An 18,596-nucleotide genomic window follows, 5' to 3' on the forward strand; every position below is an offset into this window, starting at 1 on the left:
GTGGACGCAGCGGGTGCGGTGGGTACGGCGGCGGACGTCTCCCGGGCGGAGTACTGCGTGATCGCCTGCGCCGAGGCCTGGCGCGACAACGGGGAGGTGCTCGCCAGCCCGATGGGCCTGATCCCGTCCTTCGGGGCCCGGCTGGCGAAGCGGACCTTCTCCCCCGACCTCCTGCTGACCGACGGCGAAGCCCTGCTCGTCGGTCTCGACGGGGAGACGGAGGGCTGGCTCCCGTACCGGCGCCACCTCACGATGGTCACCGGCGGGCGGCGGCACGTGATGATGGGCGCCAGCCAGATCGACCGGTTCGGCAACCAGAACATCTCCTGCATCGGCGACTGGGCCCGGCCGGCCCGCCAGCTCCTCGGGGTGCGCGGTGCTCCCGTCAACACGCTGAACAATCCGGTGAGTTACTGGATCCCGAGGCATTCACCGCGGGTGTTCGTCGAGCGTGTCGACATGGTGAGCGGGGTGGGCTACGACCGGGCCGAGGCGGCCGGGGTGACCCGTTTCCACCGGCTCCCGCGGGTGGTCAGCGATCTCGGCGTCTTCGATTTCGCCGGCCCGGACCACTCGATGCGGCTGGCCTCCGTGCACCCGGGCGTCACCGTCGAACAGGTCCGGGCGGCCACCGGGTTCGAGCCGGCGGTCACCGGCGAGGTCCCGTACACGCGGGAGCCCACCGCCGAGGAACTGCGGCTGATCCGCGAGGTGATCGACCCGAAGGGGCTGCGCGACCGGGAAGTGCGGGCCTGAGGGGATGGCGACGGCGATGGCGATACGGACGGCATTCACCGAACTGGTCGGTGTCGAGCACCCGATCGTGCAGACGGGCATGGGCTGGGTGGCCGGCCCGCGGCTGGTCTCGGCCGCCGCGGGCGCGGGCGCCCTGGGCATCCTGGCCTCGGCGACGATGACCGTGGACGAGCTGCGCGCGGCGGTCCGCGAGGTCCGGTCCCGTACGGACGCCCCGTTCGGGGTGAACCTGCGCGCGGACGCGGGGGACGCCGCCGAACGGGTCCGGCTGATCATCGACGAGGGCGTACGGGTGGCCTCGTTCGCGCTCGCCCCGTCGAAGGAGCTGATCTCCCGGCTCAAGGACGCGGGTGTGGTGGTGATCCCCTCGATCGGGGCCCGCCGGCACGCCGAGAAGGTCGCGGCCTGGGGGGCCGACGCGGTGATCGTGCAGGGCGGCGAGGGCGGCGGCCACACCGGGGACGTGGCCACGACGGTGCTGCTGCCCCAGGTGGTCGACGCGGTGGACATCCCGGTGATCGCGGCGGGCGGCTTCCACGACGGCCGCGGCCTGGTCGCCGCCCTGTCGTACGGGGCCGCGGGCATCGCCATGGGTACCCGCTTCCTGCTGACCTCGGACTCCACCGTCCCGGACGCGGTCAAGGCCCGGTACCTGGCGGCCGGGGTCAAGGACGTCACGGTCACGACGGCCGTGGACGGGCTGCCGCACCGGATGCTCCGCACCGAGCTCGTCGCGTCCCTGGAACGGGCCGGCCGTACGCGGGCGCTGGCCAGGGCGGTCCGCCACGCGGCCGCTTTCCGCAAGCTGTCGGGCCTGTCCTGGCCGCAGATGGTGCGCGACGGCCTCGCGATGAAACACGGCAAGGACCTGTCCTGGAGCCAGGTCCTGCTCGCCGCGAACACCCCCATGCTCCTCAAGGCGTCCATGGTCGATGGCCGTACGGACCTCGGGGTCATGGCATCGGGCCAGGTCGCGGGGGTGATCGAGGATCTGCCTTCGTGTGCGGAGCTCGTCGCCCGCGTCATGGCCGAGGCACACGGTGTGCTCGCACACCTGCAGTCGCTCGACGCCCTGCCACCACCAGGGTGACCCTCCTTCTCCGTTGCAGGAGCAGCCAGATGAGCCGTGCCCGAATCCGCCTGGCGATCGCGGTGCTCGCGTCCGCCCTCGCCATCGGGACTCTGCCCGCCGCCGCGCACGCCGCGCCGGCCCACAGCACCACAGCCCCCACCGCCATGTCCGCCGGCCGGTACCACCAGCAGGCGGAAACGATTCGCCAGATCCCGCTCCAGGGCGCGGTCAACGTCCGCGACCTGGGCGGCTACCGGACCTGGACCGGCGGCCAGGTCCGCCAGGGGCTGGTCTACCGCTCCGACGCGCTCGGCAAGCTGACCCCGGCGGACACCACCGCCCTCTCCGGTCTGGGCCTGGCGAAGGTCGTCGACTTCCGCATCCCCATGGAGGTCCACTACGACGGCGCCGACCGGCTGCCCGCCGGACTCACCGCCACCTCGCGCCCCGTCAGCGACCTCGGCCTGTACGGAACCCTGCTCGGCGCGATATCCAGCGGCGACCCCGCCGCGCAGGAGCAGATGCTCGGCGGCGGCCGCGCCGAGGCCTACATGCGCGACATCTACCGCACCTTCGTGACCAGCCCCGAGAACCGGGCGCAGTTCGCGACGACGCTGCGGGAGATCGCGGACGGCAGCCAGGGCCCGCTCCTGTTCCACTGCACCTCGGGCAAGGACCGGACCGGCTGGATGAGTTACGTCCTGCTGCTCGCCCTGGCCGTCCCCGAGGACGCGGCCACGCGCGACTACCTCGCGTCGAACACCTTCCGCGCCGCGTACGACGCCCAGGTGCGGGCGGGCTTGAAGCAGTCGGGGCGGATGCAGAACCCGGACCTGCTGATCCCGCTCCAGGAGGTCCGCCAGGACTACCTGGACGCGGCGACCGCGCAAATGGCCGCGGACTACGGCAGCTTCTACGGCTACCTCACGGACGGCCTCGGCCTGGACCTGCGGACGCTCGCGAAGCTCCGGACGAAGCTGGTCCGCTAGCGCGGCGGCCCGAACGACAGCCGGACGGGCTCCGGACAGCAGAACGCCGGGCAGCGCACCTCGCGCCGCCCGGCGTACCGGAATGCCTGTCAGAGCCTCAGGAGCTAGGAGCTCGTACGCCCCGCCGCGGGACGCCCGCCACCGGAGCGACGGCGCGCCGCGCCCTGGCCGCCGGCGCCCTGACCGCGGGCACCGCCCTGGCCGCCCTGGCCGCGCGCACCGGTCTGGGCGCCACCGCCCTGACCCGCACCGGAGCGGGCCCGACGCGGACGGCTCTCGCCCGCACCGGCCGGCGTACCGCCGCCCTGCGCGGCGGAGGAGCCGCCGGAGCGACGGCGCGGGTTCGCGGAACGGCCGCTGCCGCCGCCCTGGCCGCCGGAACGACGGCCGGCGGGAGCCGGCTGCTGCGGCACCTCCAGCACCACGGGGATGCCCGAGGGCTCCTTGGCGCCGGTGAGCCGGGACAGCTCCGCGTCGGAGGACTTGATCTGCGCGGTGCGCGGGGAGATCCCGGCGTCCGACATCAGACGGGACATGTCCCGCTTCTGGTCGGGGAGCACCAGGGTGACCACGCTGCCGGACTCGCCGGCGCGCGCGGTACGGCCGCCGCGGTGCAGGTAGTCCTTGTGGTCGGTGGGCGGGTCGATGTTGACGACCAGGTCGAGGTCGTCGATGTGGATGCCGCGGGCGGCCACGTTGGTGGCGATCAGCGCGGTGACCTCGCCCGTCTTGAACCAGTCCAGGGTCCGGTTGCGCTGCGGCTGCGAGCGGCCGCCGTGCAGGCCGGAGGCGCGGACGCCGTCGGCCAGGAGCTTCTTGACCATGCGGTCGACACCGCGCTTGGTGTCCACGAACATGATCACCCGGCCGTCGCGAGCGGCTATGCGCGTCGCCACGGCCTTCTTGTCGGTCTCGTCCATGACGTACAGGACGTGGTGCTCCATCGTGCTGACCGCACCGGCGGACGGGTCGACGGAGAAGGCGACCGGGTCGTGCAGGAACATCTTGACGAGCTTGTCGATGTTCTTGTCGAGGGTCGCCGAGAACAGCATGGTCTGGCCCTCGGGCTGGACCTGCTTGAGCAGCGCGGTGACCTGCGGCATGAAGCCCATGTCGGTCATCTGGTCGGCCTCGTCGAGGACCGTGATCGCGACCTGGGAGAGGTCGGCGTCACCGCGGTCGATGAGGTCCTTCAGGCGGCCGGGGGTGGCGACGAGCACCTCGGCGCCGCGGCGGAGAGCCCCGGACTGCCGGTTGATCGACATGCCGCCGACGACGGTCGTGATCCGCAGGTTGACGGACGTGGCGTACGGCGCCATCGCGTCGGTCACCTGCTGCGCGAGCTCACGGGTCGGTACGAGGACCAGCGCGAGCGGCTGCTTCGGCTGGGCGCGGCGGCCGGCGGTGCGGGCCAGCAGCGCCAGGCCGAAGGCCAGCGTCTTGCCGGAGCCGGTACGGCCGCGGCCGAGCAGGTCACGGCCGGCGAGCGAGTTCGGCAGCGTCGCGGCCTGGATCGGGAACGGCTCGGTGACGCCCTGGGCGGCGAGGGTCTTCAGCAGCGCCTCGGGCATGCCCATGTCCTCGAACGCGGCGACCGGCTCCAGGGCCGGGGTCAGCGGTTCGGGCATGGTGAATTCTTGGGGCCTGGCGACGGGGGCGGACTTCTGCCGTCCCGCGCCAGCCTTCGGACGTCCCTGTGCCGCACCTCGGCCCCGGGTGGGGCGGCGGCTGGGTCGTGCGGAGCTGGAGCTGGTCATGCGAGAAAGCCCTCCTGAAACCGGCAAGGTAAAGCAAAGGTTGAAACAGCAGACAAGCCGGGGCCCGCACCTCGCGGTGCGGACCCCGGCAAGCTGAACTACTTAGTTGGCGGGGAGGATGTTCTCCGCCTGGGGGCCCTTCTGGCCCTGGGTGACGTCGAAGGACACGCGCTGGCCCTCCTGGAGCTCACGGAAGCCCTGGGTGGCGATGTTCGAGTAGTGGGCGAAGACGTCCGGGCCGCCACCGTCCTGCTCGATGAAGCCGAAGCCCTTTTCCGAGTTGAACCACTTCACGGTGCCAAGTGCCATTTTAAATCTCCTGAATAGGCGGCAAAGGGCCCCATCCGGAGATTCCGGCAAAACAATAAAAGCGCCTGAGGAACATTCCCGTCAGGCGCACATAAAGTTCATGGGTACCACAACTGCAACGCTCTCCAAGCTAGCACACCTCGGCGTGGACACCCAGCCCCGCCTGCACCTGGGGCGGAAAGATCCGGGGGCATTGCCCCCGGCGCTCCCCCGGCCGGCTTCCGGTCACAGCCGCTCGATGATGGTGACGTTGGCCTGGCCGCCGCCCTCGCACATGGTCTGGAGGCCGAACCGGCCGCCCGTGCGCTCCAGTTCGTGGAGCAGGGTGGTCATCAGCTTCACCCCCGTGGCGCCCAGCGGATGGCCCAATGCGATGGCTCCGCCGTTGACGTTCACCCGTTCGGGATCGGCGCCCGTTTCCTTCAGCCAGGCCAGGACGACCGGGGCGAAGGCCTCGTTGATCTCCACCAGGTCGATGTCGTCCAGCGACATGCCGGTCTTCTTCAGGGCGTGCGCCGTGGCCGGGATCGGGGCCGAGAGCATCCGGATCGGGTCCTCGCCCCGTACGGACAGGTGGTGGATGCGGGCCCGCGGCCGCAGGCCGTGTTCCGCCACCGCCCGCTCGGAGGCGATCAGCATCGCCGCCGCGCCGTCGGAGACCTGCGAGGAGACGGCCGCGGTGATCGTGCCGCCCTCGACCACCGGCTTCAGGCCCGCCATCTTCTCCAGGGTGGTGTCCCGGCGCGGGCCCTCGTCGACGCGTACGTCCCCGTAGGCCACCGTCTCGCGCGCGAAACGGCCCTCGTCGACGGCCCGGATCGCCCGCCGGTGCGAGCGGAGCGCGAATTCCTCCATGTCGCGGCGGGTGATCCCCCACTTCTGCGCGATCAGCTGCGCGCCGTGGAACTGGTTCACCGGCGCGTCCCCGTACCGGGCCCGCCAGCCCTCGCTGCCCGCGTACGGGCCCTCCGTCAGGCCGAGCGGCTCCGCCGCCTGCCGCGAGGCGAAGGCGATCGGGATCATCGACATGTTCTGGGTCCCGCCCGCGACGACCAGGTCCTGGGTCCCGGAGAGCACGCCCTGCGCCGCGAAGTGGACGGCCTGCTGCGAGGAGCCGCACTGGCGGTCCACCGTGACCCCCGGCACCTCCTGCGGCAGCCCCGCCGCCAGCCACGCCGTCCGCGCGATGTCCCCGGCCTGCGGGCCCACCGTGTCCAGGCAGCCGAAGACCACGTCCTCGACGGCGGCCGGGTCCACCCCGGAGCGCTCCACCAGCGCCTTCAGGACGTGCGCGCCCAGGTCGGCCGGGTGGACGCCCGACAGGCCCCCTCCGCGCCGGCCCACGGGGGTGCGTACGGCTTCGACTATGTAGGCCTCGGGCATGACGGGTGCTCCTTCGGGGGTCAGCTGCGTACGGCGATCCCGTCCAGCACCATCGACAGGTACTGGCGGGCGATCTCCTCGGGGCTGTGCTGTCCTCCCGGCCGGTACCAGGACGCCGCCACCCACACCGTGTCGCGGACGAAGCGGTAGGTGAGGCGGATGTCGAGGTCGGCCCGGAAGACCTTGGCGGCGACCCCGCGCTCCAGCGTCCCCAGCCAGGCCTTCTCGAACTTCTGCTGCGAGTCGGAGAGGTAGTGGAAGCGGGGCTGCGCGGACAGGTGCCGGGATTCCTTCTGGTAGATCGCGACGGCGGCGCGGTGCCGGTCGATCTCCCGGAAGGACTCGGTGACGAGGGCCTCGATGGTCTCCCGGGGGCCGAGGCCTGCGGCGAGGACGGTGTCGTAGCCCTGCCACAGCTCGTTCAGGAAGGTCGAGAGGATCTCGTCGAGCATCGATTCCTTGGAATCGAAGTGGTAGTAGAGGCTGCCGGCGAGCATGCCGGCGGCGTCGGCGATCTTGCGGACGGTGGTGGCGTTGTAGCCCTGCGCGGCGAAGACCTCGGCTGCGGTGTCGAGGAGCTCGCGGCGGCGCTCGGGCGAGGCGCTCACCTGGGGCTTCTTCTTGGCCGTCGGTTCGGCTGTCGGTTGGACTGTCGGCTCGGCTGTCGGCTTGTTCGTTGGCACGGGCCCATTCTGGGGCTAGGGGGCGTCTTGTCGATCAGGCCGGATCGGGGAGCGGCGGCCGGTGCCGTGCATCGCAAGGCCGAGGAGGGAGTCGACGCGGTGGGGGCACCTCCCAGCGGTAGCTGGGGGACGTCGGCGACCGACGAGAACGCGGCGAGGCGCGGCACCGGCCGCCGCGAGCCCGGCATGATCCACAAGACGCCCCCTAGGCGCGCTGGCTGCTGACCGAGACGGTCTCGCCCGTCATGTACGACGAGTAGCCGCTGGCCAGGAAGACGATGACGTTGGCGACCTCCCAGGGCTCGGCGTACCGGCCGAAGGCCTCGCGGGCCGTCAGCTCGGTCAGCAGTTCCTCGCTGGTGACCTTCACCAGGTGCGGGTGCATGGCCAGGCTCGGGGCGACCGCGTTGACCCGTACGCCGAACTCGGCCGCCTCCAGCGCGGCGCAGCGGGTCAGCGCCATCACCCCGGCCTTGGCCGCGGCGTAGTGGGCCTGGCCGGTCTGGGCGCGCCAGCCGACGACGGAGGCGTTGTTGACGACGACCCCGCCCCGGCCGGAGGCCTTCAGCGAGCGCAGGGCGGCGCGGGTGCAGCGGAAGGTGCCGTTCAGGGTGACGTCGAGGACCTTGCCCCACTGTTCGTCGGTCATGTCGACGAGGGCGGCGGTGCCGCCGAGGCCGGCGTTGTTGACGACGACGTCCAAGCCGCCGTGGGTCTGCTCGGCGAGCGCGAACAGGGCCCTGACCTGGTCCTCGTCGGTGACGTCGCAGGGCAGGGAGGTGACGCGGCCGGCGCCGAACTCGGCGCCGAGGGCCTGTTCGGTCTCCTTCAGGCGGCGGGCATGCGCGTCGCCGATGACGATGCGGGCGCCCTCCTCCAGGAAGCGGCGGGCGGTGGCCCCGCCGATCCCGGCTCCGGCGGCGGCGGTGATGACGGCCGTGCGGCCTTGGAGCAGCCCGTGACCCGGCACGTAGTCGGGGGTGTTCATGCTCATGGCCGTACGTTAACCTACCAAACACTTGTTAGGGAACACTTGCCGAGGGAACTCGACGTGTCGAGGGAACGCGCACGAAAGCCCCTGCGACGAAAGCCCCTGCGACGGAGGCGGACAGCTGATGGACCTGACCCACGCACCGGAGGTGACGGCCTTCCGGGCCGAGGCCCGCGCCTGGCTCGCCGAGCACGTCCCGGACTCCCCCCTCCCCTCCCTGGAGACGGCGGAGGGCTTCGCCGCGCACCGCGCGTGGGAGGCCCGGCTGCACGCGGACCGCTGGTCCGCGGTGTCCTGGCCCGCCGAGTACGGGGGGCGGGGCGTGGACATCGAGCGGTGGCTGGTCTTCGAGGAGGAGTACTGGGCGGCGGGCGCGCCCGGCCGGGTCTCGCAGAACGGCATCAGCCTCCTCGCGCCGACCCTCTTCGACCACGGGAGCGCCGAGCAGCGGGCCCGGGTGCTGCCTCCGATGGCCAGCGGCGAGGTGATCTGGGCGCAGGCCTGGTCGGAGCCGGAGTCGGGCTCGGACCTGGCCTCCCTGAAGTCGCGGGCGGTGCGCACCGGGGGCGGCTGGCTGCTGTCGGGGCAGAAGACCTGGTCCTCTCGGGCGGCCTTCGCGGACCGGGCGTTCGGCATCTTCCGTACGGATCCGGGGGCCGGGAAGCCGCACCGGGGGCTGACGTACCTGATGTTCGACCTGCGCGCGCCGGGGGTGACGGTGCGGCCCATCGGCCGTCTGGACGGGAAGCCCGCCTTCGCGGAGCTCTTCCTGGACGAGGTCTTCGTACCGGACGCGGACGTGATCGGTGAGCCGGGGCAGGGCTGGCGGATCGCGATGTCGACGACGGGCAACGAGCGCGGGCTGACGCTGCGCTCGCCGGGGCGGTTCCTCGCAGCGGCCGACCGGCTGCTCACGCTGTGGCGGGCGCGGGCGGATCCGGCGGACACCGCGCTGCGCGGCCGGGTGGCGGACGCGGTGGTCGGGGCGCGCGCGTACGAGCTGTTCACCTGGGCGGCCGCCTCCCGGTTCGCGGCGGGGGTACGGATCGGCGCCGAGTCCAGCCTGAACAAGGTGTTCTGGTCGGAGTACGACATCGCCCTGCACGAGACGGCGCTGGACCTGCTGGGCCCGGACGCGGAGCTGGCGGAGGGGGCGTGGGCGGAGCCCTGGATCTTCTCGCTGGCCGGGCCGATCTACGCGGGCACGAACGAGATCCAGCGCGACATCATCGCCGAGCGGCTGCTCGGCCTCCCGAAGGGCCGCCGCTGATGCGCTTCCTGCCGACCGGCGAACAGTCGGACTTCGCCCGTACGCTGCACGGCCTGCTCGGCGCCTCGCAGGTCCCGGCGGCCGTACGGGCCTGGGGCGCCGGGGAGCACGGACCGGGGCGGGCGCTGTGGTCGCGGCTCGCGGGGACGGGCCTGTTCGCGCTCGCGGCGGACGAGGCCTACGACGGGGCGGGGCTGCTGCCGGTGGAACTGGCGCTCGGCTTCGTGGAGCTGGGGCGGGCGGGGGTGCCGGGGCCGGTGGTGGAGACGGCGGCGGCGGCCGTGCTGCTGTCGGAGCTCGCGCGGCTCGGGGAGGAGGGGGACGACGGGCCGGCGAAACGTTTCCTGCCGGGGCTGGTGGCGGGCGAGGCCCTGGCCACGCTGACCCTGCCGGGCGGGAGTCCGTACGCCCTGGACGCGGACGCGGCGGCGTACTGCTTCACGGTGTCGGCGGCGGGCGAGCTCCGGCTGGCGCGTGGCGCGGGCGCGGGCGTCGGGGCCGGGGCCGGGGCCGGTGCCGGTACCGGGGCCGGTGCCGGTACCGGGGCCGGTGCCGGTACCGGGGCCGGTGCCGGTACCGGGGCCGGTGAATCGCTGAGGTCCACGGACCCGGCGCGCCGGCTGTCCCGTCCCGCGGCGGACGGGGAGCTGCTGGCCGCCGGCCCCCGGGTCCTGGCGGCGGCGGGGACGGCCCTGGGCTGGGCGCGGCTGCTGACGGCGGCCCAGTGCCTGGGGGTGGGCGAGGCCCTGCTGGCGAGCACGGTGCAGTACGTGAAGCAGCGCACGCAGTTCGGCACGCCGATCGGCGGCTTCCAGGCCGTGAAGCACCGGCTGGCGGACACGCTCCTGGCCCTGGAGTTCGCGCGGCCGCTGGTGTGGGCGGCGGCGCTGGACCTGGCGCCGTGGGAGGTCGCGGCGGCGAAGCTGGCGGCGGGCGAGGCGGCGTACGCGGCGGCCATGACGGCGCTGCAGCTCCACGGGGCCGTCGGCTACACGGAGGAGCTCGACCTCTCCTTGTGGCTGCGCAAGGCGCGGCCGCTGCGCGACGCGTGGGGCTCGCCGGCGGCGTGCCGGGCGGCGGTGCTTCAGGAACGAGAGCGGTAGCGAGAGCGGTGGTACGTCGCGAGAGCGGTGTTCACGAGGACGGTCCCGGCGAACCAGAAGCCGACGGCCCGCTGCCCGAGCGCGAGGAGCGCGAAGGCGGCGGCGCCGAACACCAGCGCCTTCACCGCGAGCTGTGCGGCGAGCGGGACGGCGAACCGGGCCTTGGGCGCGGCGAACGCCCCCCACAGCACGGCGGCGGCGAGCGGCGCGGCCACGGCGAGCCAGAGGCCGACGGTGGAGCCCCACCAGGCGAGGACGCCGAGCGCCACGACCTCCAGTACGAAGGCGAGGCCCTCGTTGACGAGGAAGAACGACCGCGCGCCGGGCCGCGTCACACCGCTCATACGACGGCCACGCCGAGGGTGACGACGTAGCGCTCCTCGACCGTCCCTCCGGGGAACAGGGCGCTCAGCCGGGCCCGCTCCGCGTCGAGGAACTCCCGCGTGCCGGCCGGGCCGAGCATCAGGAAGGCGGAATGACTGGCGTGGTTGGCGAGGTGGACGTCGAGCGGGATCCGGCGCGACCAGCGGACCTCGCGCGTGGCGAACTCCAACCCGGGAGGCAGGGTGCGATAGCCGAGCCCGCCGGCGTCGAACAGGGTCCGGATCCGCTCGTCCTGCTCGGCGATCCAGGGGACGGCGGGGTCCATGTCGTTCCACCAGAGCGCCAGCGCGCCGCCGGGCCGCAGCACGCGGCGGGCCTCGGGGACCGAGCGGGCGGGGTCGGTCCAGTGCCAGGCCTGGGCGTACGTGAGGAAGTCGAACCCGGCGGTGACGAGCGGCAGCCGGTCACCGTCCCCGCGCACGAGCGGGATCCCGGGGTTCGCCCGCCGGAACTCGGCGGCCATGCCGTCGCCGGGTTCGACGGCGACCACGTCCGCCCCGCGGGCGCGCAGCAGCCCGGTGGCGATCCCGGTCCCGGCCCCCACGTCGGCCACCCTGGCCCCGCGCAGCCCCCGACCGGCGAGCGCCTCCAGGGCCTCGAACAGTTCGCCGGGATACCCGGGCCGGTTCGCCGAGTACAGCGCGGCGGCGGCGTCGAAGGACCGGGCACGGATGTGGGGCGTGGACGTCATACCGCCATTGTTTTCGATCACGGCCCCCCGGACCAGACCCCGGCGGATCTTGCGGATTCGGGTCAGGCGGGGCGGCGGCCGGGGCGAGGGCGGCGGAGGGAGTAGCGGATCAGGAGCAGCGTCTGGACGGCCAGCAGGATCGCGGCTCCGGTTCCGGCCGTCGGGAGGGCGTCGGGCGAGGCCCAGGCCCGGCTGCCCAGTTCGGCGGCGCCGACCGCGGTCAGCGCGACCAGGAAGCGGGGTACGAACTCGGCCTCGGTGCCGTGCAGGACGCCCGAGCCGACGACGAAGACGGCCAGCAGCACCGGGATCCACGGCGCGTCCGGCTCGCGCAGCAGCAGCGCGGCGCCGAACTCCACCGCCAGGACAAGCACGTTGCGGAGCAACATCGACATGAGCACATCATGCCCGCGGCGCCCCCGGTTGCAATGCGGACCGGCGGTCCGTATCTTCGATCAGGAGAAACGGACCATCGGTCCGTATCGCGCCGAACGGAGAACCGCCATGCCCGCGAGCACCTCCCCTGCATCACCCGCACCCTCCTCCCCCGCGGATCTCTACCGCCACAGCCTGCGTCTGCTCCTCGACAAGGACATCGCCTCCTGGGTCGGCCTGTGGTCCGAGCACGGCTCCATGGAGTTCCCGTTCGCTCCCGCCGGCTGGCCCGGGCGGCTGGAGGGGCGGGCGGCCATCGCCGACTACATGCGCGACTACCCTGACCACATCGACGTGCACGACTTCCCCGACCTGCGCATCCACGAGACGACCGACCCGACGACGATCGTGGTCGAGATGCGCGGCGTGGGCCGCATCGTCGCGACCGGGAGCCCCTTCGACATGACGTACATCGCCGTCGTGACCGTCCAGGACGGGCGGTTCACCTCGTACCGCGACTTCTGGAACCCGCTCGCCGTCCGCGAGCCGGGGCTGGACTTCCCCTCGGACGACACCCGGAGCGCCGCCTGATGACCGCCACCGCCACCACCCTGGTCATCGGCGCCACCGGAACCACCGGCAGCCGGACCGTCGCGCAGCTGATCGCCGCCGGCCGGCGCGTCAAGGCGGCCGGCCGCTCGGCCACCCCGCTCCCGGGCGCCGAGCCGGTCCGCTTCGACTGGTACGACCCCGCCACGTACGGCGATGCGCTCGGCGGAGCCGACGGCGTCTACCTCGTCCCGCCCATCGGCGACCCGGACCCGGCCGCGGTCATGCTGCCCTTCCTGGAACGGGCCCGCGCCGCCGGCGTACGCCGTGCCGTACTCCTCAGCTCCTCGGCCATCCCCGCGGGCGGCCCGGCGGTGGGGGCGGTGCACCAGGCCCTGCCCGGCCTGTTCGACGACTGGGCGGTCCTGCGCCCCTCCTGGTTCATGCAGAACTTCACCGGCACGCACGCCCACGCCGACAGCATCCGCGCCGACGGAGCCATCCTGACCGCGGCCGGGACGGGCCGGGTCGGCTTCGTCGACGCCGAGGACATCGCCGCCGTCGCCGTACGGGCCCTCACCGATGACCTCGCGCCCAACGCCGACCTGGTCCTCACCGGGCCGGAGGCGCTCAGCCACGACGACATCGCCGCGATCGTCGCGGAGGTCACCGGCCGCCCGGTGGTCCACCACCACCTGACCCACGAAGCCATGCGGGAACGGCTGGCCGCGGTCATCCCGCCGGAGTTCGCCGCGATGCTGGCCGACATGGACCGCGCCATCGCCGGAGGAGCGGAGGACCGTACGACCGACACCGTCGAGCGCCTCACCGGCCGCCCGCCCCGCAGCTTCCGGGAGGTCGCCGAACGGGAGCTGCCCGTACGGAAGCCGGCCGCTCAGGCGGGGCCGGAGACCTCGCGGTAGGTAGCCCGTCACGGCGGGCCGCCCCGCCCCCTACCCCGTGGCCCGCAGCCAGGCCGCGGCGGCCGTCAGGGCCGCCCGCCCGGCCGGGAGCGGCAGGCCCAGGAATCCGTGGAAGACCCCCGGGTACAGGTGCACCGCACAGTCCACCCCGGCCGCGCCCAGCCGGCGCGCGTACGCCAGGCCCTCGTCCCGCAGCAGATCGCAGTCCGCCAGCACCAGCAGCGTGCGCGGGAGGCCCGACAGGTCGGGGGCGCGCAGCGGCGAGACGTACGGGTGCGCGGGGTCGCCGCCGTACTGCTCCCAGTACCAGGCCATGTGGGCCGTGGTGTGGAAGTGGCCCTCGCCGTACGCGGCCGTGGACGAGGCCGCCGTAGCCGTAGCCGTAGCCGTCGTCATCATGGCCGCATCAAGCGGCGGGTACACCAGCAGTTGCCCCGCCACCAGCTCCGGCGCCCGCAGCGCGGTCACCGCCGCCAGGTTGCCCCCGCTGGAGTCCCCCGCCACCACCACCCGGCCCGGATCGCAGCCCAGCGCGACCGCCTGCGCCCTCGCCCACAGCAGTACGGTCAGCGCGTCGTCCGGCGCCGCCGGCCAGGGGTGCTCGGGGGCCAGGCGGTAGTCGGCGGAGACCACCACCGCGCCCGACCCGGCGGCCAGCGACCGGCACGTCGCGTCGTGCGTTCCGACCCCGCACATCACCCAGCCCCCGCCGTGGAAGAACACCACCAGCGGCCGGCCCGCCCCGCCCGGCGCGGGATCGTAGACCCGGACCGGGACGCCCGAGGCCTCGGCGTCCCGGACCGAGGCCACCTCCGGTCCCGCCGACCGGCCGCCCACGGCCGCCGCCCGCAGGGCCGTCACGTCCCCCGGGCCCGGGAAGGCCGCCGCCATCGCATCGCACAGCGCCCGGGCCGCGGGGGCCAGGCAGTCGCTCACCCCGCCCTCGCTCACCCCACCCTCGCCGACCACGCCCCCGCTCATCGCGCCGTCATCCCCCCGTCCACCGCGAACTCCGCGCCCGTCACGTACGAGGACGCGTCCGAGCAGAGGAACAGCACCAGCTCCCCGACCTCCTCCGGCCGCCCCATCCGCCCCAGCGGCACGTGCGACCAGTCCTGCCCGGCGACCGCCGACACCATCGGCGTGTCGATCGCCCCCGGATGCACCGAGTTGACCCGGATCCGGTCCCCCGCCAGATCCAGCGCCGCCGAGCGGGTCAGCCCGCGCAGCCCGAACTTGGTGGACCCGTACGCCGCGTGGCCGGGGATGCCGACCAGTCCGGCCGTGGAGGAGATGTTCACGATCGAGCCGCCCCCGGCCGCCCGCAGCACCGGCGCCACCGCCTGGATGCCGAGGAACGGCCCCAGCAGGTTCACCCGCAGCAGCGCCTCGAACTCCTCGGGCCGCTGCCGCTCCACGTGGGCCGTGCGCCACACCGCCGCGTTGTTGACCAGCGCCGATATCGTGCCGAAGGCCCGTACGGCCTCCCGCACGACCGCCGCCCAGCCGTCCGCCTCGGCCACGTCGTGCCGCACGTACAGCCCCTGGTCCCCCAGCGAGGACGCGACCGCCCGGCCCTCCTCCTCCCGTACGTCCGTGACGACCACGCGCGCACCGGCCTCCGCGCACAACCGGGCCTCGGCCGCGCCCTGCCCGCGGCCGGCGCCCGTGATGACGACGACCTTTCCGTCCAGCGAGACCATCCGCGCACCCCTCCCGACAGACCTAATAGAAATACTTCTAGCAGTCACACATAAACGAAGGAAGGGATGGCACGGACACCGGTCGTAGACTGCGCTGCGTGGCGGCAGACGAGAAGGACAGGCGCACGCTCCCGGCGACCGGCTGGGCGGTGCTCGGACTGCTCTCCTTCGGGGAGGAACTCTCCGGCTACGACCTGAAGAAGTGGTCGGACCGGTCCCTGCGCCTCTTCTACTGGAGCCCGTCCTTCAGCCAGATCTACAGCGAGCTCAAGCGCCTGGAGAAGGCCCGTTACGCCTCCTCCCGACTGGTCGCCCAGGAGACGGGCACCCGCGACAAGCGGGTGTACCGGATCACCGACGAGGGCATGGCGGCCGTACGGGAATGGGCCCGCGAGACCCCGGTCGACCCGCCCGTCCTCAAGCACGGGCCGATGCTGCGGCTGTGGCTGGGCCACCTGCTGGAGCCGGGCCAGATGCGTGAAGTCCTGCTCCGGCACCAGGAGTTCGCCCAGGAGATGCGCCTGCGCGCGGTCGCCGACGCGGAGGCCGCCCTGGACGAGCCCGCCTGGGCCTACCCCACGCTCACCCTCAAATGGGCGGAGCGCTACTACGCCTCCGAGGGCGCCCTCGCGGCCGCGATGCTCGACGACATCACGGCCCTGGAGAGCGGCGGCTGACGTACCCTCGGGCCATGACGGGCAGCGCGATCGACCTCCGCACGATGGAATCGACCGCTCCCGCGCTCGTGAACCTCTACAAGAGCGCCGGGATCTCGCTCCGCAAGCACGGCCTGGAGGGCGTGCGCGCCGCGGTGTACCTGGTCCTGGACCACTCGGGATCGATGCGCCCGTACTACCGGGACGGCACCGTGCAGGCCTTCGCCGACCGGGTGCTCGGCCTGTCGGCGCACCTCGACGACGACGGGCGCGTGCCGGCGGTGTTCTTCTCGACCGACGTCGACGCGGTGGAGGAGATAGCGCTCGCCGGGCACCAGGGGCGGATCGCCGCGATCGCCTCCCGCCTGGGCCACATGGGCAAGACGGCGTACGACGCGGCGATGGACGCGGTGATCGACCACCACCTGGATTCGGGGTCGGCCGATCCGGCGTTCGTCGTCTTCCAGACGGACGGCGGTCCGATGAACAAGCCGGCGGCGGAGCGGTACCTGTGCAAGGCGGCCCGGCTCCCGCTGTTCTGGCAGTTCGTCGGCTTCGGACAGACCCACAGCTCGCAGTTCGACTTCCTGCGGCGGCTGGACGAACTGCCCGTGCCGGCCCGGCGGGTGGTGGACAACGCGGGTTACTTCCACGCGGGCCGGGACCCGCGGGAGGTCCCGGACCCGGTGCTGTTCGACCGCCTGGTCATGGAGTTCCCGTCCTGGCTGGCGTCGGCCCGCACGGCCGGAATCGTGCGCGCCTGAGTGGGGACTGTCGGTGCCACGCGCTTTGATGGACGTATGACGACCACAAACAACTGGGCAGCGTTCGAGAAACAGGAACCGGAATTCGCGGCGGCCGTCCAGGCCCGCTTCGCTCAGTACCCGCACCACGTCCTCGGCACGCTCCGCAAGGACGGCTCCCCACGGCTGGCCGGACTGAATGTCGACATCCGCGGCGGCGAGCTGTGGCTCGGGATGATGCCGGGCTCGATGAAGGCCAAGGACCTCCAGCGCGACCCCCGCTTCGCCCTGCACACCAACCCCGGCGACGGCGAGGCGATGCCGGACGGGGACGTACGGATCTCCGGGCGCGCGATCGAGCTGCTGGACCCGCCCGAGCTGCACCGGTACGCGGAGGAGACGGAGACCCCGCACCCCTTCCACCTCTTCCACGCGGACCTGACGGAGGTGGTCCACATCGGCATCGACGGCGACGACCTGCTGGTACGCACATGGACCCCGACCCACGGCCTGCGCACCATCCGCCGAGGCAACGACGACGAACCCCCGCGCGAGGACCCGGCTAGCTGAAGAGGGACCGGCCCCGGGCGGGGCCGGTCAGCGCCACGGGGTCGATGTCGATCCAGCTCCGGTCGATGTTGATGGTGACCCCGGCGTACGTGTCGTCGTGGTCGCCGCGGTACTGGTGGGCGCGGCGGCGGCCTGCCCACTGGTGCGTGCGGGCGGGCAGGCCCGTGTCGGCGTCGGAGACCGACGCCCGGCCGTTCCAGACGGCGACCCACAGCACGTCGGGCATGGCCTCCGGGGCCTGGTCGTGGTGGTCGCTCAGGGCCTTTGCGCCGGAGCTCGCCGCGACGTAGGCGCCGGCGCGGTAGCCGAGCTCGTGCAGCCGGACCGTCCAGGCGGTGAGGTACGCGACGACGGGCGGGTCCCAGGTGGTGCGGTCGGTGTAGTTCTCCAGGTCGTTGTAGAGCACCGTGCCCTCGGCCAGGCCCAGGGACCGGGCCACCGTGACGGCGCCTTCGGCGGCCTCCATGCCCTCCTGGTTCGCCTGGGAGGGGTCGGTGGACAGGCCGGTGGCCGGGTCGTTCCAGGGCTGTGGGCCGACCCAGAGCGGCATGAGGTGCCAGCCCGCCTCGGCCTGCCGCCGGACCCAGCCGGCGGTGAGCCGCGGCTGGGCGCAGGCCCGGGCGCGGCCGCCGATGTAGATGCCGACGGCGCCGAACGGGGAGGCGGCCCGCCAGCTGTCCATGGCGCTCTGGGTCGGGGCGGTGCAGGCGTCGAAACCGGCGCCGGTGAAGGGCTCCTGGGCACGGACGGGCTTCGGGCCGGTGACGGCCGACACGGGATCAGCGGGGGCGCCGGGGGCCCCGGGAGCCCCGGATTCCCTGGTACGGGCGCCCGCCAAGAGGCCACGTACGGCGTCGGGGGTGGTCCCGTACGAGAGGGTGGCCATCACCCCGGACCGGCGCAGCGCGTACCGCACCTCGTTGCTGTCACTCTGCGGCTCCGGAATCCCGCCGGGGGCCTCGACGCGCACGGTCGGGATGTCGGCCCGCTGCGGGGCGCCGTCGAGCGGCTCCAAGTGCAGGGTGTCGGCGCGCTGCCGCACGGCCCGCCCGGCGCACTCGCCCTGCGTACCGGCGTGCCCGAGGTACAGGGTCGGCAGGTCCAACCGCAGGCAGGCACCGGGATTCCGGTCGAGGTCGACGACCCGCCAGTCCCCCGGGACGGTGAGGCGCAGCCCGTGGTAATCGACGGTCCGCCCGTCGGCGTCGGCGGGCGAGGCGGGCGAGAGCAGAGCGGCTCCGAGCAGGCAGGACAACATCATCTTGGAGGGCATGCGCCCCACAGTTACCAGACCGCGGAGCCCCCCAACTGGACCCGGGAACCCCGCAGATGGTCCATCCGGCCCACGCCCCCGCGGCAGGGCTCATCCGACCCGCCACCATGCGTCACCCACACGAGCGACCACCCCCGGCCCCGTCACCCCCGAGGCCTGACCGCGAACGCCACAGCGCCCGCCATCCCTGGTCGGGGACATGGCGGGCGCGGTGTCAGAGTTCCGTACACCGTTGTACGGACCGTATGAGGGGTCTCCCCGAAGGGAGGGGTGCTGCTGGTGGCGCGGGCCCCGCACCGACGGCCGGAGGCCGGCGCAGCCGGGCGAAGCCCGGGAGGCCGCCTGCGGCCGAGCGGTGCGAGCACGGCGTCCAGAAGGAGCCATGGCGGGCGCGGTGTCAGAGTTCCGTACACCGT

General features: G+C 73.3%; 21 protein-coding genes. 10 read left to right on the top strand and 11 right to left on the bottom strand.

Features of this window, described 5'->3' with window-relative positions; translation table 11 throughout:
* Genes OG509_RS10920 through OG509_RS10930 form a run of 3 tightly spaced genes read left to right on the top strand, consistent with a single transcriptional unit; the run spans nt 1 to nt 2,817 of the window.
* Nucleotides 1-756 carry a CoA-transferase subunit beta gene (locus OG509_RS10920; RefSeq protein WP_406187533.1) on the top strand — a complete coding sequence of 252 codons (756 nt, stop codon included), beginning with the start codon at nt 1-3 and terminating at the stop codon, nt 754-756.
* 22 nt (nt 757-778) lie between these two features.
* Nucleotides 779-1,846 carry an NAD(P)H-dependent flavin oxidoreductase gene (locus tag OG509_RS10925; RefSeq protein WP_406187534.1) on the top strand — a complete coding sequence of 356 codons (1,068 nt, stop codon included), beginning with the start codon at nt 779-781 and terminating at the stop codon, nt 1,844-1,846.
* 29 nt (nt 1,847-1,875) lie between these two features.
* Nucleotides 1,876-2,817, top strand: coding sequence for a tyrosine-protein phosphatase (locus tag OG509_RS10930; RefSeq protein WP_406182068.1), 942 nt, complete (start codon nt 1,876-1,878; stop codon nt 2,815-2,817).
* Between the two features lie 104 nt (nt 2,818-2,921).
* Here OG509_RS10930 and OG509_RS10935 read toward each other — a convergent pair whose 3' ends face one another.
* From OG509_RS10935 to OG509_RS10955, 5 genes are all read right to left on the bottom strand, one after another.
* On the bottom strand, nt 2,922-4,574 hold the full coding sequence (locus OG509_RS10935; RefSeq protein ID WP_385590021.1) for a DEAD/DEAH box helicase: 1,653 nt from the start codon (nt 4,572-4,574) through the stop codon (nt 2,922-2,924).
* Between the two features lie 102 nt (nt 4,575-4,676).
* Entirely contained in the window at nt 4,677-4,883 is a 207-nt protein-coding gene (locus OG509_RS10940; protein WP_030707191.1) for a cold-shock protein, read from the bottom strand.
* A gap of 225 nt (nt 4,884-5,108) precedes the next feature.
* Complete coding sequence (locus OG509_RS10945; RefSeq protein ID WP_385590019.1) at nt 5,109-6,266, bottom strand: acetyl-CoA C-acetyltransferase; 1,158 nt, start codon at nt 6,264-6,266, stop codon at nt 5,109-5,111.
* 20 nt (nt 6,267-6,286) lie between these two features.
* Entirely contained in the window at nt 6,287-6,874 is a 588-nt protein-coding gene (locus tag OG509_RS10950; protein ID WP_406182071.1) for a TetR/AcrR family transcriptional regulator, read from the bottom strand.
* A 280-nt stretch (nt 6,875-7,154) separates the two neighbouring features.
* Nucleotides 7,155-7,937, bottom strand: a complete 783-nt coding sequence (locus tag OG509_RS10955) for an SDR family oxidoreductase (protein ID WP_387284204.1) — start codon at nt 7,935-7,937, stop codon at nt 7,155-7,157.
* Nucleotides 7,938-8,064: 127 nt separating this feature from the next.
* Between OG509_RS10955 and OG509_RS10960 the strand changes: the two genes are divergently transcribed.
* Nucleotides 8,065-9,210: an acyl-CoA dehydrogenase family protein gene (locus OG509_RS10960; RefSeq protein ID WP_406182073.1), complete on the top strand. Its 1,146-nt coding sequence runs from the start codon at nt 8,065-8,067 to the stop codon at nt 9,208-9,210.
* Nucleotides 9,210-10,313, top strand: coding sequence for an acyl-CoA dehydrogenase family protein (locus OG509_RS10965; protein ID WP_406182075.1), 1,104 nt, complete (start codon nt 9,210-9,212; stop codon nt 10,311-10,313). Before OG509_RS10960 ends, OG509_RS10965 begins: the two co-directional genes overlap by 1 nt.
* Here OG509_RS10965 and OG509_RS10970 read toward each other — a convergent pair.
* From OG509_RS10970 to OG509_RS10980, 3 genes are all read right to left on the bottom strand, one after another.
* Entirely contained in the window at nt 10,295-10,657 is a 363-nt protein-coding gene (locus OG509_RS10970; RefSeq protein WP_406182076.1) for a DUF2568 domain-containing protein, read from the bottom strand. The two genes, OG509_RS10965 and OG509_RS10970, sit on opposite strands and share 19 nt — an antisense overlap.
* Complete coding sequence (locus OG509_RS10975; RefSeq protein WP_406182078.1) at nt 10,654-11,388, bottom strand: class I SAM-dependent methyltransferase; 735 nt, start codon at nt 11,386-11,388, stop codon at nt 10,654-10,656. The genes OG509_RS10970 and OG509_RS10975 overlap by 4 nt, the downstream gene beginning before the upstream one ends.
* 62 nt (nt 11,389-11,450) lie before the next feature.
* Complete coding sequence (locus OG509_RS10980) at nt 11,451-11,783, bottom strand: hypothetical protein (protein WP_406182079.1); 333 nt, start codon at nt 11,781-11,783, stop codon at nt 11,451-11,453.
* A 109-nt stretch (nt 11,784-11,892) separates the two neighbouring features.
* On the opposite strand from OG509_RS10980, the gene OG509_RS10985 reads away from it, so the two are divergent.
* Both OG509_RS10985 and OG509_RS10990 read left to right on the top strand, forming a co-directional pair.
* Entirely contained in the window at nt 11,893-12,354 is a 462-nt protein-coding gene (locus OG509_RS10985) for a nuclear transport factor 2 family protein (protein ID WP_406182081.1), read from the top strand.
* The gene (locus OG509_RS10990) at nt 12,354-13,235 is read left to right on the top strand and encodes an NAD(P)H-binding protein (RefSeq protein ID WP_406182082.1); all 882 of its coding nucleotides are present in this window, start codon (nt 12,354-12,356) and stop codon (nt 13,233-13,235) included. The genes OG509_RS10985 and OG509_RS10990 overlap by 1 nt, the downstream gene beginning before the upstream one ends.
* Nucleotides 13,236-13,265: 30 nt before the next feature.
* Here the strand turns inward: OG509_RS10990 and OG509_RS10995 are convergent, their stop codons facing one another.
* The gene (locus tag OG509_RS10995; protein ID WP_406182084.1) at nt 13,266-14,216 is read right to left on the bottom strand and encodes an alpha/beta hydrolase; all 951 of its coding nucleotides are present in this window, start codon (nt 14,214-14,216) and stop codon (nt 13,266-13,268) included.
* Complete coding sequence (locus OG509_RS11000; protein WP_406182086.1) at nt 14,213-14,938, bottom strand: SDR family NAD(P)-dependent oxidoreductase; 726 nt, start codon at nt 14,936-14,938, stop codon at nt 14,213-14,215. Before OG509_RS11000 ends, OG509_RS10995 begins: the two co-directional genes overlap by 4 nt.
* A 98-nt stretch (nt 14,939-15,036) precedes the next feature.
* Here OG509_RS11000 and OG509_RS11005 point away from each other — a divergent pair, with 98 nt between their 5' ends.
* The 3 genes from OG509_RS11005 to OG509_RS11015 are packed head-to-tail and all read left to right on the top strand — an operon-like array spanning nt 15,037 to nt 16,907.
* Nucleotides 15,037-15,615 carry a PadR family transcriptional regulator gene (locus OG509_RS11005; RefSeq protein WP_406182088.1) on the top strand — a complete coding sequence of 193 codons (579 nt, stop codon included), beginning with the start codon at nt 15,037-15,039 and terminating at the stop codon, nt 15,613-15,615.
* Between the two features lie 14 nt (nt 15,616-15,629).
* The gene (locus OG509_RS11010; protein ID WP_406182089.1) at nt 15,630-16,358 is read left to right on the top strand and encodes a VWA domain-containing protein; all 729 of its coding nucleotides are present in this window, start codon (nt 15,630-15,632) and stop codon (nt 16,356-16,358) included.
* A gap of 36 nt (nt 16,359-16,394) precedes the next feature.
* Complete coding sequence (locus OG509_RS11015; protein WP_406182091.1) at nt 16,395-16,907, top strand: pyridoxamine 5'-phosphate oxidase family protein; 513 nt, start codon at nt 16,395-16,397, stop codon at nt 16,905-16,907.
* On the opposite strand, the gene OG509_RS11020 is transcribed toward OG509_RS11015, so the two are convergent.
* A complete protein-coding gene (locus OG509_RS11020) occupies nt 16,900-18,180 on the bottom strand; it encodes a DUF1906 domain-containing protein (RefSeq protein ID WP_406182093.1) in 1,281 nt (426 codons plus the stop codon). The genes OG509_RS11015 and OG509_RS11020 overlap by 8 nt on opposite strands.
* Nucleotides 18,181-18,596: the final 416 nt, after the last annotated feature.

It is taken from the genome of Streptomyces sp. NBC_01006 (genome assembly GCF_045162725.1).
Taxonomy (GTDB): domain Bacteria; phylum Actinomycetota; class Actinomycetes; order Streptomycetales; family Streptomycetaceae; genus Streptomyces.

What these genes read in the sequence shown, in the direction of transcription:
- OG509_RS10930 (WP_406182068.1), top strand. Translation starts at nt 1,876, where the DNA reads ATGAGCCGTGCCCGAATCCGCCTGGCGATCGCGGTGCTCGCGTCCGCC.
- OG509_RS10935 (WP_385590021.1), bottom strand. Translation starts at nt 4,574, where the DNA reads ATGACCAGCTCCAGCTCCGCACGACCCAGCCGCCGCCCCACCCGGGGC.
- OG509_RS10940 (WP_030707191.1), bottom strand. Translation starts at nt 4,883, where the DNA reads ATGGCACTTGGCACCGTGAAGTGGTTCAACTCGGAAAAGGGCTTCGGC.
- OG509_RS10945 (WP_385590019.1), bottom strand. Translation starts at nt 6,266, where the DNA reads ATGCCCGAGGCCTACATAGTCGAAGCCGTACGCACCCCCGTGGGCCGG.
- OG509_RS10955 (WP_387284204.1), bottom strand. Translation starts at nt 7,937, where the DNA reads ATGAACACCCCCGACTACGTGCCGGGTCACGGGCTGCTCCAAGGCCGC.
- OG509_RS10960 (WP_406182073.1), top strand. Translation starts at nt 8,065, where the DNA reads ATGGACCTGACCCACGCACCGGAGGTGACGGCCTTCCGGGCCGAGGCC.
- OG509_RS10965 (WP_406182075.1), top strand. Translation starts at nt 9,210, where the DNA reads ATGCGCTTCCTGCCGACCGGCGAACAGTCGGACTTCGCCCGTACGCTG.
- OG509_RS10970 (WP_406182076.1), bottom strand. Translation starts at nt 10,657, where the DNA reads ATGAGCGGTGTGACGCGGCCCGGCGCGCGGTCGTTCTTCCTCGTCAAC.
- OG509_RS10975 (WP_406182078.1), bottom strand. Translation starts at nt 11,388, where the DNA reads ATGACGTCCACGCCCCACATCCGTGCCCGGTCCTTCGACGCCGCCGCC.
- OG509_RS10980 (WP_406182079.1), bottom strand. Translation starts at nt 11,783, where the DNA reads ATGTCGATGTTGCTCCGCAACGTGCTTGTCCTGGCGGTGGAGTTCGGC.
- OG509_RS10985 (WP_406182081.1), top strand. Translation starts at nt 11,893, where the DNA reads ATGCCCGCGAGCACCTCCCCTGCATCACCCGCACCCTCCTCCCCCGCG.
- OG509_RS10990 (WP_406182082.1), top strand. Translation starts at nt 12,354, where the DNA reads ATGACCGCCACCGCCACCACCCTGGTCATCGGCGCCACCGGAACCACC.
- OG509_RS10995 (WP_406182084.1), bottom strand. Translation starts at nt 14,216, where the DNA reads ATGAGCGGGGGCGTGGTCGGCGAGGGTGGGGTGAGCGAGGGCGGGGTG.
- OG509_RS11000 (WP_406182086.1), bottom strand. Translation starts at nt 14,938, where the DNA reads ATGGTCTCGCTGGACGGAAAGGTCGTCGTCATCACGGGCGCCGGCCGC.
- OG509_RS11010 (WP_406182089.1), top strand. Translation starts at nt 15,630, where the DNA reads ATGACGGGCAGCGCGATCGACCTCCGCACGATGGAATCGACCGCTCCC.
- OG509_RS11015 (WP_406182091.1), top strand. Translation starts at nt 16,395, where the DNA reads ATGACGACCACAAACAACTGGGCAGCGTTCGAGAAACAGGAACCGGAA.
- OG509_RS11020 (WP_406182093.1), bottom strand. Translation starts at nt 18,180, where the DNA reads ATGCCCTCCAAGATGATGTTGTCCTGCCTGCTCGGAGCCGCTCTGCTC.